The 10,962-nt window shown below is 67.0% G+C and carries 11 protein-coding genes and 1 pseudogene; 5 read left to right on the forward strand and 7 right to left on the reverse strand.

Annotated elements, in window-relative coordinates:
• Positions 1-11: 11 nt before the first annotated feature.
• A complete protein-coding gene (locus AC5P8Z_RS04380) occupies positions 12-719 on the reverse strand; it encodes a YitT family protein (protein ID WP_029379885.1) in 708 nt (235 codons plus the stop codon).
• A 111-nt stretch (positions 720-830) separates the two neighbouring features.
• Complete coding sequence (locus tag AC5P8Z_RS04385; RefSeq protein WP_164082426.1) at positions 831-1,043, reverse strand: DUF4287 domain-containing protein; 213 nt, start codon at positions 1,041-1,043, stop codon at positions 831-833.
• 282 nt (positions 1,044-1,325) lie between these two features.
• On the opposite strand from AC5P8Z_RS04385, the gene AC5P8Z_RS04390 reads away from it, so the two are divergent.
• Positions 1,326-2,225 (forward strand): LysR substrate-binding domain-containing protein, encoded by a 900-nt coding sequence (locus AC5P8Z_RS04390; RefSeq protein WP_164082427.1) that lies wholly within the window; start codon positions 1,326-1,328, stop codon positions 2,223-2,225.
• A gap of 55 nt (positions 2,226-2,280) precedes the next feature.
• Here the strand turns inward: AC5P8Z_RS04390 and AC5P8Z_RS04395 are convergent, their stop codons facing one another.
• The 3 genes from AC5P8Z_RS04395 to AC5P8Z_RS04405 all read right to left on the reverse strand — a co-directional run bounded on the left by AC5P8Z_RS04395 (position 2,281) and on the right by AC5P8Z_RS04405 (position 5,764).
• Positions 2,281-3,264, reverse strand: a complete 984-nt coding sequence (locus tag AC5P8Z_RS04395; protein ID WP_495228235.1) for an aldo/keto reductase — start codon at positions 3,262-3,264, stop codon at positions 2,281-2,283.
• 220 nt (positions 3,265-3,484) lie between these two features.
• Positions 3,485-4,627 (reverse strand): PilT/PilU family type 4a pilus ATPase, encoded by a 1,143-nt coding sequence (locus AC5P8Z_RS04400; protein WP_005415539.1) that lies wholly within the window; start codon positions 4,625-4,627, stop codon positions 3,485-3,487.
• Between the two features lie 99 nt (positions 4,628-4,726).
• The gene (locus AC5P8Z_RS04405; protein ID WP_004147099.1) at positions 4,727-5,764 is read right to left on the reverse strand and encodes a type IV pilus twitching motility protein PilT; all 1,038 of its coding nucleotides are present in this window, start codon (positions 5,762-5,764) and stop codon (positions 4,727-4,729) included.
• Positions 5,765-5,851: 87 nt separating this feature from the next.
• On the opposite strand from AC5P8Z_RS04405, the gene AC5P8Z_RS04410 reads away from it, so the two are divergent.
• Together AC5P8Z_RS04410 and proC are read left to right on the forward strand one after the other, a co-directional pair.
• Positions 5,852-6,529 carry a YggS family pyridoxal phosphate-dependent enzyme gene (locus AC5P8Z_RS04410; RefSeq protein ID WP_495228236.1) on the forward strand — a complete coding sequence of 226 codons (678 nt, stop codon included), beginning with the start codon at positions 5,852-5,854 and terminating at the stop codon, positions 6,527-6,529.
• Between the two features lie 18 nt (positions 6,530-6,547).
• Positions 6,548-7,369 carry a pyrroline-5-carboxylate reductase gene (proC, locus tag AC5P8Z_RS04415; protein ID WP_286071117.1) on the forward strand — a complete coding sequence of 274 codons (822 nt, stop codon included), beginning with the start codon at positions 6,548-6,550 and terminating at the stop codon, positions 7,367-7,369.
• 59 nt (positions 7,370-7,428) lie between these two features.
• On the opposite strand, the gene AC5P8Z_RS04420 is transcribed toward proC, so the two are convergent.
• On the reverse strand, positions 7,429-8,304 hold the full coding sequence (locus AC5P8Z_RS04420; protein ID WP_164082431.1) for a LysR substrate-binding domain-containing protein: 876 nt from the start codon (positions 8,302-8,304) through the stop codon (positions 7,429-7,431).
• A gap of 71 nt (positions 8,305-8,375) precedes the next feature.
• On the opposite strand from AC5P8Z_RS04420, the pseudogene AC5P8Z_RS04425 reads away from it, so the two are divergent.
• Positions 8,376-9,005, forward strand: a pseudogene (locus AC5P8Z_RS04425) (short chain dehydrogenase); the annotation flags it as partial.
• 48 nt (positions 9,006-9,053) lie between these two features.
• Here AC5P8Z_RS04425 and soxR read toward each other — a convergent pair.
• Complete coding sequence (soxR, locus tag AC5P8Z_RS04430) at positions 9,054-9,488, reverse strand: redox-sensitive transcriptional activator SoxR (protein ID WP_164082433.1); 435 nt, start codon at positions 9,486-9,488, stop codon at positions 9,054-9,056.
• A gap of 29 nt (positions 9,489-9,517) precedes the next feature.
• Here soxR and AC5P8Z_RS04435 point away from each other — a divergent pair, with 29 nt between their 5' ends.
• On the forward strand, positions 9,518-10,939 hold the full coding sequence (locus AC5P8Z_RS04435; protein ID WP_495228239.1) for an MFS transporter: 1,422 nt from the start codon (positions 9,518-9,520) through the stop codon (positions 10,937-10,939).
• Positions 10,940-10,962: the final 23 nt, after the last annotated feature.

Genomic DNA, 10,962 nt, shown 5'->3' on the forward strand with positions numbered 1-10,962 from the left:
CCGTTGAACGCTCACACCCCCATGTAACGGCCCGGGCGGTGGTTGAACATCAGCACCAGGCTGAGCACCACCGCGCCGATGGCCGAGTACAGCACCTTCGACGGCGACAGCACGAAGAACGCGGCCACCATCAGGCAGGCGTCGTAGGACATCTGCACCTTGCCCGCGCTCCAGCCACGGGTGCGCTGCAGGTACACCGCCAGGATGCCGATGCCACCAAGGCTGGCACGGTGGCGGATGAAGAACAGGATGCCCAGGCCCGACAACGCGCCACCGACGATGGCCGAGTACAGCGGGTGGATGTGCGAGAAATCGATCCAGCGCGGCAGCAGGTCGGTCAGCACGCCACAAGCGGTGACCGCGGCAAAGGTCTTCAGGGTGAATTCCCAGCCCATGCGCCGCACCGCCACCCAGTAGAAGGGCAGGTTGACCAGCACGAACACCACGCCGAAGTTCCAGTCCAGTGCGTAATGCAGCAGGAAGGCCATGCCGGCCATGCCGCCGATCATCAGCCCGCTCTTGGCAAAGATGGCCAGGCCCAGCGAGGCCACCATGGTGGCCAGCACCATGCCCTGCACGTCCTCGGCAATCGAGTGACGCAGCGCTTTTTCATCGGCGGTGGTGCCGGCGCTGTCGGGCGGCGGGGTCAGCGGACCGGCGGTGACCAGGTGGCCGTCAGCGTCGTCGCACGGCGCGGGGCCATGGGAGGGAAGGGACATGCGGGTGGGGGAACAGCAGGTGGGGAGCGCTATTAGACACGATCCGCATGACAGTTGCAGATGAAATCGTTCAGCTGAATTCGCTTCACCCTGCCCTCCGCCGGCCGTTGGTTACCCCTTGCCGACCAGGTGGTGCGCCACCAGCGCGTTGGCGTGCCCATGGCCCAGGCCGTGCTCGCTCTTCAGGAAGCTGACCAGTTCCATGTGCCTGAGCCCCTTCTTCTTGGCCAGCAGCCCGAACCAGTGCGCCACCGGCTGACCGTAGGTCTTTTCGATGGAGGGGAAATACGAGGCCGGGCCTTTCGGCTTGGTGTCAGTGCTCATCTGCAGCTCCCGTCGAAGTCATTCATTCGACGGACCACAGTCCCTGAAATCGACATCCCCACACGTCTACACAGAATGGGGTAAGGGCGCTTTGCTTGCGAAGCACTGCTTCGCAAGCGCCCGAACGCACAGCGGCCAGCGGCTGGGCCGGGCCCCGTAGGGTACGTGCGCCGTCCCCCCGCAACCTGAGCCATCCCGCCTCCCGCAGGAAGCCAGCTTTTGACGTTGCCGTTGACCTTGATTCGGCAGGTGCCGGGCGCAGCCCGGCCGTATCATTCCCTCATGCCCCGTGAAAACCTCAACGACCTGCAGGCCTTCGTGCACGTTGCCCGCGCGGGCAGCTTCACCAGGGCCGCCGCCCAGCTGGGTGTCTCCCAGTCTGCGCTCAGCCACGCCATGCGCGGCCTGGAGCAGCGCCTGGGCCTGCGCCTGCTGACCCGCACCACGCGCAGCGTGTCCACCACCGAGGCCGGCGCCCACCTGCTGGAAACGCTTGCCCCGCGCCTGGCCGAGATCGAGGACGGACTGGCCGCGCTGGCCGAGTATCGCGAGCGCCCGGCCGGCACCATCCGCATCAACGCCACCGGCCACGCCGCCGAATACATCGCCTGGCCGCGGTTGGCACCGCTGCTGCAGCACTACCCGGACCTCAAGGTGGAATTGACCGCCGACTACGGACTGGCCGACATCGTCGCCGAGCGCTACGACATCGGCATCCGTCTGGGCGAGCGGCTGGCCCGCGACATGATCGCCGTGCCGGTCAGTCCGCCGCTGCGCATGCGCGTGGTCGGCGCACCCAGCTACTTCCGCCAACACGTGGTACCCCGGCACCCGGACGACCTGGCCGCGCACAACTGCGTAACCCTGCGCCTGCCCACCCATGGCGGGCTGATGCCGTGGGATTTCGGCCAGGACGGTAGCGAACTGAGCGTGCGCGTGAGCGGCCAGTGGATCTTCAACAGCATGGGCATGACCCGGGCCGCCGCGCTGGCCGGCAGCGGCCTGGCCTGGCTGCCGGAAGACCAGGTGCAGCCGATGCTGGACGATGGCCGGCTGCAATCGGTGCTGGACGACTGGTGCCCGCACTTCGATGGCTACTACGCGTACTACCCGTCGCGCCGGCATGTAACGGTGGCGATGCGCACGGTGCTGGATGCGCTGCGTGGGCCGATGGGGGGCTGAGGAGTGCGGACCAACGGTCCGCACCTACCACCAACGGCCTGCACCCACCCGGTGGTCAACCCTTGGCTTGCGCCGCACGCTGCGCGTTGTAGCGCTCGCCGACGATCGACACTTCATCCAGCGCCTGTGCGATGCGCTGCAGTTCCTCTGGCGCCAGCTGCAGGTCGGCGGCGCCCAGGTTCTCTTCCAGGCGATGGATTTTGGTCGTGCCCGGAATCGGCACGATCCACGGAGCCTGCGCCAGCAGCCACGCCAGTGCCACCTGCGCCGGGGTCGCACCGCGTGCTGCGGCAATCGTGCTGATGCGATCGACCAGCGCCTGGTTGGCGCGACGCGCTTCCACTTCGAAACGCGGCACGCTGTTGCGGAAATCGTTGGCGTCGAAGGTGGTGTCGGCGTTGATCGCGCCGGTCAGGAAGCCACGGCCGAGCGGGCTGAACGGCACGAAGCCGATGCCCAGCTCCTGCAGGGTCGGCAGCAATTCGCGCTCCGGCTCGCGCCACCACAGCGAGTACTCGCTCTGCACCGCAGCCACCGGCTGCACCGCATGCGCGCGGCGTACGGTAGCGGCGCTGGCCTCGGACAGGCCGAAGTGACCGACCTTGCCCTCGGCAATCAGGTCGCGCACGGTGCCGGCCACATCCTCGATCGGCACGTCCGGGTCGACGCGGTGCTGGTAGAACAGGTCGATATGGTCGGTGCGCAGGCGCTGCAGGCTGGCCTCGGCCACCGCGCGGATGTTTTCAGGGCGGCTGTCCAGACCGGTATCGGTGCGCGCATCCTTGAAGCCGAACTTGGTGGCGATCACCAGCTTGCTGCGGTAGGGCGCCAAGGCCTCACCGAGCAGGTCTTCATTGGTGTACGGGCCGTACACTTCGGCGGTGTCGAAGAAGGTGACGCCGCGTTCCACGGCAGCGTGCAGCAGAGCGATGCCCTGGCTGCGCTCGACCGGCTGGCCATAGGCATGGGTCAGGCCCATGCAGCCCAGGCCGAGGGCGGAAACCTTCAGGCCGCTGCGGCCGAGTTCACGTGTCTGCATCGTCGTGCTCCGGAGGGGAAGCGCTGACGATACGCCTGCACCGGCAATGGATTGAACCGACTGGATGGCAGTCGGTCATGACTGGAATTCATCAATCGGCAGCGCGCCCGGTAAAGTCGACGGGTAGAGTCGACTGTTAATCGACTGCTCCACCAACAGCCAGGAAAATCCCGCGCTGCGCGCGATAGTCGACTGACAGTCGACTCTACAGATCTGCGGGTTACCGGATCTCGGAGATCTCCACGCCATCCAAGCCCTGCGACAGGGTGCGCGCGTCGCCGCCCTGGCTGAGCTTGATGCGCAGGCGCACCTCGTTCTGCGAATCGGCGTAGCGCAGCGCGTCCTCGTAGCTGATCTCGCCGGCCTGGTACAGCTCGAAGAGGCTCTGGTCGAAAGTCTTCATGCCCAGCTGGACCGAGTCCTTCATCACTTCCTTCAGCTTGTGGATCTCGCCGTCGCGGATGTAGTCCTGTACCAGCGGCGTGCCCAGCAGGATCTCCATCGCCACCTTGCGCGAGCGGCCATCGGGCGACGGCACCAGCTGCTGCGCGACCACGCCCTTGAGGTTCAGCGACAGGTCCATCAACAGCTGGTTGCGCCGGTCTTCCGGGAAGAAGTTGACGATGCGGTCCATCGCCTGGTTGGCATTGTTGGCATGCAGCGTGGCCAGCACCAGGTGGCCGGTTTCGGCGAACGCGATGGCGTGGTCCATGCCCTCGCGGGTACGCACCTCGCCGATCATGATCACGTCCGGCGCCTGGCGCAGGGTGTTCTTCAGCGCAGCCTCCCAGCTGTCGGTATCGATGCCGACCTCGCGCTGGGTGATGATGCAACCCTCGTGCTTGTGCACGAATTCGATCGGGTCTTCGATGGTGATGATGTGGCCGGTCGAGTTCTGGTTGCGGTAGCCGATCATCGCCGCCAGCGAAGTCGATTTACCGGTACCGGTAGCACCGACAAACAGGATGATGCCGCGCTTGGTCATCGCCAGCGTCTTGATGATCGGCGGCAGGCTCAGTTCTTCCACGGTCGGAATGCGCGTCTCGATGCGACGCAGCACCATGCCGACCTGGTTGCGCTGGTAGAAGCAGCTGACACGGAAGCGGCCGACACCGGACAGGCCGATGGCGAAGTTGCATTCGTGGGTCTTCTCGAATTCCTCGCGCTGTGCCGGGGTCATCACGTTGAGGACCAGGTCGCGGCTCTGCTGCGGCGTCAGTGGCGTCTGCGTGATCGGCGAGATCTTGCCGTTGACCTTCATCGCCGGCGGCATGCCCGCAGTGATGAACAGGTCCGAGGCGCGCTGGTGCGCCATCAGCTTGAGGAACGAAGTGAAATCGATGGTGGTCGCGGTGGTGTTCACGGCGGGCTCCCGGAAAGCGGTTTACCAGGTAACGGTCGATGGAGGAAACAGCACGGGGGCGGCGCCGCACTGGTGCACGCCGCCCGTGGTTGCCCCGCCTTACTCGAACAGGCGCTTGTCCTTGGCGTACTCGCGGGCCTGGTTGCGGGTGATCAGGCTGCGCTTGACCAGGTCCTGCAGGTGCTGGTCCAGGGTCATCATGCCGTACTGCTGGCCGGTCTGGATGGCCGAGTACATCTGCGCCACCTTGTCCTCGCGGATCAGGTTGCGGATGGCCGGGGTGCCGACCATGATTTCCCACGCTGCGGTACGACCGCCGCCGACCTTCTTCAGCAGCGCCTGCGAGATCACCGCACGCAGCGACTCGGACAGCATCGAGCGCACCATCGGCTTTTCGCCGGCCGGGAACACGTCGATGATGCGGTCGATGGTCTTGGCCGCCGAGCTGGTATGCAGGGTGCCGAACACCAGGTGGCCGGTTTCCGCGGCGGTCAGCGCCAGGCGGATGGTTTCCAGGTCGCGAAGTTCGCCCACCAGGATGATGTCCGGATCCTCGCGCAGCGCCGAGCGCAGTGCTTCGTTGAAGCCATGCGTATCGCGGTGCACTTCGCGCTGGTTGATCAGGCACTTCTGCGAGGTGTGCACGAATTCGATCGGATCCTCTACGGTGAGGATGTGGCCGTATTCGTTCTTGTTGATGTAGTCGATCATCGCCGCCAGCGTGGTCGACTTGCCCGAGCCGGTCGGGCCGGTCACCAGGATCAGGCCCTGCGGCTGCTGGATCACTTCACGGAACAGCGGCGGGCAGGCCAGGTCCTCGAGGGTGAGCACCTCGGACGGAATGGTACGGAACACCGCACCGGCGCCACGGTTCTGGTTGAACGCGTTCACACGGAAGCGCGCCAGCGACGGGATCTCGAAGGAGAAGTCCACTTCGAGGAATTCCTCGTAATCGCGGCGCTGCTTGTCGGACATGATGTCGTACACCAGCGCATGGACCTGCTTGTGGTCCAGGGCCGGGATGTTGATCCGGCGAACGTCGCCGTCAACGCGGATCATCGGCGGCAGGCCTGCGGACAGGTGCAGGTCGGACGCTTTGTTCTTTACGGAAAACGCCAGCAGTTCGGCGATATCCATGAGCGGCTACTCCCCAATAACGGCTTCGACTGGAAGGATCTTTCCCCGGGCGGCAGTATAGCCTCCTGATTCAACGGAACGCGTTACGTGGCCACTCCCCTGCCCCAGATCCTGAGCAACCTGCATGCCGCCGCCGAGGCCGCGGGCAGGCCCGACCCACGCCTGCTGGCGGTGTCCAAGACCCAGCCGGCCGAAGCCGTGGCCGCGCTGGCCGCGCAGGGCCAGCACGCCTTTGGCGAGAACTATGTGCAGGAAGCGCTGGCCAAGATGCAGGCGCTGCAGCATCTGGCGCTGGAGTGGCACCTGATCGGCCACCTGCAGTCGAACAAGGCCGAGTCCGTGGCCCTCCACTTCGACTGGGTGCAGAGCGTGGACAGGCTCAAGCTGGTCGCCGCACTGGCGCGCCATCGCCCTGTGGCGCGCGGCCCACTGAACGTGCTCATCCAGGTCAACATCGACGACGAATCCAGCAAGCACGGCTGCGCACCGGAGCAGGTGGAGGAACTGGCCACCGCGATTGCCGCCGAGCCGAACCTGCGCCTGCGCGGGCTGATGGCGATTCCCGCGCCGTGGCCCGAGGCCGAGCGTCGCCACGACGCGTTCGTGCGCATGCGCACACTTTTCCAATCACTGGCGGCCCAGCACCCGCAGGTGGACACGCTGTCGATGGGCATGAGCGGCGACTACGCTGAAGCCATCGCCGAAGGTGCCACCCTGGTGCGGATCGGTACCGCCCTGTTCGGTGCGCGCCCACGCCCGGCCTGACTTTTCAAGGAGATTTCCATGGCAGCTGATTCCATCACCTTCATCGGCGGCGGCAACATGGCGCGCAGCCTGATCGCCGGCCTGATCCGCCAGGGCATGCCGGCCGCGCACATCCATGTAGCCGAACCGGTGGCCGCACTGCGCGAGTCGCTGGCTGCCGATTTCGGCGTGAAGGTACATGACAACGCAACCGATGCCGCCGCACAGGGCGGTACCTGGCTGCTGGCGGTGAAGCCGCAGGTGCTGCGCGATGTCTGCCAGTCGCTGCAGGAACTGGCCCAGGCGAACCGGCCGCTGGTGGTGTCGATTGCCGCGGGCATCACCAGTGCGCAGCTGGAACGCTGGCTGGGCGGCAATCTGCCGATAGTGCGCGCGATGCCCAACACCCCCGCCCTGCTCGGCGCCGGTGTGACCGGTCTGTACGCCACACCGTCGGTCGATACGCAACAGCACGCGCTGGCCGAGCAGGTGCTGGCCAGCGCCGGGCGCACCGTGTGGATCGACAGCGAAACACTGATGGATTCGGTCACCGCCGTCTCCGGCAGTGGGCCGGCCTATGTATTCCTGCTGGCCGAAGCGATGGAAGCGGCTGGCATTGCCCAGGGCCTGCCAGCCGACACCGCGCGCACGCTGGTGGTGCAGACCCTGCTGGGCGCCTCGCGCATGCTTGATGAAGCCGGTGAGAACCCGGCTGAACTGCGACGCCGCGTGACCTCGCCGAACGGCACCACCCAGGCCGCGATCGAGAGCTTCCAGGCCGGTGGCTTCGAGGCGCTGGTGGACACGGCGCTGCGCGCTGCGCAGGTGCGTGGGCAGGAACTGTCTGCGGCGAATGATTGATCCCGATGCGTGCCGACCAACGGTCGGCACCCACCGTCATCCACGCCATGCGTGGATGCTCATTGCCCCAGTGTGGTCATGACGAAATCGACGAAGCACTGCAACCGCGGGCGCGGCCTGCGGTCAGGCAGGTAGATCAGGTGCATCGGCCGGGGTTCGGGCAGGTAGTCGCGCAGCAGCGGCTTCAACCGCCCTGCCGCGATCTCGCCGGCCAGCAGCGCGGTCGGCTGCAGCACCAGCCCTGCTCCGGCTACGGCGGCTTCGCGCAGTGCAACACCATCATTGCAGGTCAGGCGCGCCTCCCAGTCCACGTGTTCGCCGTTGGCCAGCTGCCAACCGTGGCCGCCGCGCCAGGCCAGGTGGCTCAGGCAATCATGCCCCTGCAGATCCGCGGGCGTACGCGGCGTGCCGCGCCGGCGCAGGTAGGCTGGCGCCGCACACAGGCTCATTGCATACGGCGGCAGCGGCCGCGCCACCACCTCCTGCGACGGTAGTGGTCCGACCCGGATCGCCACGTCGAAGCCGTCCTCGATCAGGTCCACACGGCGGTTGCTCAGATCCAGTTCGATGTTCAACTGCGGCTGCGCGTGCAGCAGGCTGGCCAGCTGCGGCGCCAGCACGCAGCTGCCCCAGGTGGTGGGTGCGCTGACCCGCAGCAGTCCGCGCGGTTGAACCTGCAGGCCGGCGACGTCGGCCTCGGCCTGCTGCACCTGCTCCAGCACCTGCCGGCAACCGGCCAGGTAAGCGCCGCCGGCTTCGGTCAGACGCTGGCGACGGGTGTTCCGTTGCAGCAACGCGGTACCCAGGTGCGCCTCGAGCTGCTGGATGTACTTGCCGACCATCACCGCCGACACCTGCAGCTGTTCGGCGGCACCGGCGAAGCTGCCGCGCTCAGCTACCGCGACGAAGGCCTGCATGCATCGAAGGGTATCCATTACTAATCCAGAGTTAGGAATCTGCGAATCATACGCCGCTTACCTAACCCCACTGTGACGGCGCAGACTGCGCTCACTCCCTCACGCAAGGAACGGCCATGAAGATTCTCCTCGTCGGTGCCAGCGGCACCCTCGGCCAGGCAGTCGCCCGACAGCTCGGCCAACAGCACCAGATTGTCGCCGCCGGCCGCAACAGCGGCGAACTGCGCGTCGACCTGACCGACGACGCCAGCGTCGCCGAACTGTTCGCCCGCACCGGGCCGGTCGATGCGGTGATCTCCACCGCCGGCAAACTGCACTTCGGTCCGCTGCAGGACATGACGCCCGAGCAGTTCAACCTGGGCCTGCAGGACAAGCTGCTGGGCCAGGTGCGGCTGGCACTGGCCGCGCAGCACCATCTCAACAGCGGCGGCTCGATCACCCTGACCAGCGGCATCGTCAGCGCACAACCGATCCGCGACGGCGTCAACGCCACCTCGGTGAATGCCGCACTGGAAGGCTTCGTGCGTGCCGCCGCACTCGAGCTGCTGCCGCGCGGCCTGCGCATCAACGTGGTCAGCCCGAACGTGCTGATCGAATCCATGGCGGCCTACGGCCCCTACTTCCCGGGCTTTGAAGCGGTAAGCGCGCAACGCGCCGCACTGGCCTTCCAGCGCGCGGTGGAAGGCATCCAGAGCGGCGAGACGATCACGGTCTGGTGATCCGCCGGGCATGGCCCGGTGCTACCGGGAGCGCGACCCTTTCTTCGCTCACTCCCAGCGCATCGGGCCATCGCCGCGTTCGCCCAGCACGTCGCCCGGGTTGGCCAGGCGGCAGCGCTGCAGCGACAGGCAGCCGCAACCGATGCAACCGGTCAGTTCATCGCGCAGCAGCTGCAGCATGTGGATGCGTTCTTCCAGCTCGGTGCGCCAGCGCGCGGACAACTTGGCCCAGTCCGCCTTGGTCGGTGCGCGACCATCGGGCAGGCTTTCGAACGCACGGCCGACCGCGTCCAACGGCATGCCCACGCGCTGCGCCACGCGGATCACCGCCAGCCGGCGCAGTACATCCCTGCTGTAGCGGCGCTGGTTGCCCGAAGTGCGCAGGCTGCTGATCAGCCCCTTGCGCTCGTAGAAATGCAGCGCCGAAACCGCCACGCCACTGCGCTGGGAGACTTCGCCAACGCTCAGTTCCTGGGACACCATTGCTTGACCTCAACTGCAGTTGAGGTGTCATGCTGCTATCTTCGCTGCCTGTTGACAAGCGCGGCCCGCATCCGACCCGTATGACCCAGACTCTCTCACCCGCCGACGCCAGCCTGCCGGCCGACTCCTCGATCCTGTCAGCGCACTACCGCGCGACCACCCTCGGCATGGTCGCGCTGGTCGCGCTGCACGCCTTCGAGGCCTTGGCGGTGGCCGCCGCCATGCCGACCGTGGCCGTGGCACTGGACGGCCTGCGCCTGTACGCCCTTGCCTTCGGCGGCACCCTGGCCACCAGTGTGATCGGCATGACCCTGGCCGGACGCTGGGCCGACCGCCATGGCCCGGCGCGACCGTTGTGGTACGGCTTGGGCTGCTTCGTGCTGGGCCTGCTGCTGGCTGGCTTCGCGATGCGCATGGGCATGCTGGTGGCGGGGCGGCTGCTGCAGGGCCTCGGCGCGGGCGCGATCTCGGTTTCGCTGTACGTGATGGTCGGCCGCAGCTACCCCGAGCACCTGCGGCCGAAGGTATTCGCCGCCTTCTCGGCCGGTTGGGTGGTGCCATCGATGGTCGGCCCGGCGTTGAGCGGCCTGATCGTGCAGCACCTGGGCTGGCGCTGGGTGTTCCTTGCGGTGCCATTGCTGGCGGTTCCGGCGGCCCTGCTGCTGCGCCCTGCGTTGGCACGCATGCAGCCCAGTCCTGCCGGCAGCGCCGATGATGGAGGCGGCAAGGTGGTGCGCTGGGCCAGCGGTGCCTCGCTGGCAGCGTTGTTGCTGTACTTCGGCGGCCAGCAGCAGGGAGCAGCGGCCCTGCTCTGTATCGGCATGGCGATGCTGGCGCTGCTGTTCTGCGTGCACCGTCTGCTGCCGGCCGGCACATTGATGCTGCGCCGTGGCCTGCCCAGCGTGATCGCGCTGCGTGGCATCGCGGCTGCAGCGTTCTTCGCGTGCGAGGCCTATCTGCCGCTGCTGCTGCAGCGCGAACGCGGACTGTTGCCCAGCTGGGCCGGCGCCGTGCTCAGCCTCGGCGCGCTGGGCTGGTTCGCCGGTTCATGGCTGCAGGGCCACCAGCAGCGCGGCTGGTCGCGCCAGCAGCTGCTGCGCACGGGTACGTCATTGATGACCGTCGGCATCGCCGCCACGCTGGCCGTGCTGTTCAACGTGGTGCCCCTGCCGGTGTCGCTGCTTGGCTGGGCCGTGACCGGCTTCGGCATGGGCATGATCTACGCCAGCCTGTCGGTGCTGACGCTGTCGCTGTCGGCGCCGCATGAGCAGGGTGCCAACACCTCGGCACTGCAGCTGAGCGAAGCGCTGTCAGTGACCACCGCGCTGGCGGTTTCCGGCACCTTGTTCGCGCTGTTCGTGGAATCGGCACCACACACCGGCTACCTGCTGTGCTTGGTGATCACCTTCGGCCTGGCCATGCTGGCCACGCTGATCGCCAGGCGGGTGTAGCGACGCCGCATTGCGGGATTGCC

It is taken from the genome of Stenotrophomonas sp. YJH_SMC_17, assembly GCF_059371655.1.

Bases quoted from the DNA above. Each gene is read 5' to 3' on its own strand.
- AC5P8Z_RS04380 (WP_029379885.1), bottom strand. From the start codon at position 719: ATGTCCCTTCCCTCCCATGGCCCCGCGCCGTGCGACGACGCTGACGGC.
- AC5P8Z_RS04385 (WP_164082426.1), bottom strand. From the start codon at position 1,043: ATGAGCACTGACACCAAGCCGAAAGGCCCGGCCTCGTATTTCCCCTCC.
- AC5P8Z_RS04390 (WP_164082427.1), top strand. From the start codon at position 1,326: ATGCCCCGTGAAAACCTCAACGACCTGCAGGCCTTCGTGCACGTTGCC.
- AC5P8Z_RS04395 (WP_495228235.1), bottom strand. From the start codon at position 3,264: ATGCAGACACGTGAACTCGGCCGCAGCGGCCTGAAGGTTTCCGCCCTC.
- AC5P8Z_RS04405 (WP_004147099.1), bottom strand. From the start codon at position 5,764: ATGGATATCGCCGAACTGCTGGCGTTTTCCGTAAAGAACAAAGCGTCC.
- proC (WP_286071117.1), top strand. From the start codon at position 6,548: ATGGCAGCTGATTCCATCACCTTCATCGGCGGCGGCAACATGGCGCGC.
- AC5P8Z_RS04420 (WP_164082431.1), bottom strand. From the start codon at position 8,304: ATGGATACCCTTCGATGCATGCAGGCCTTCGTCGCGGTAGCTGAGCGC.
- soxR (WP_164082433.1), bottom strand. From the start codon at position 9,488: ATGGTGTCCCAGGAACTGAGCGTTGGCGAAGTCTCCCAGCGCAGTGGC.
- AC5P8Z_RS04435 (WP_495228239.1), top strand. From the start codon at position 9,518: ATGCTGCTATCTTCGCTGCCTGTTGACAAGCGCGGCCCGCATCCGACC.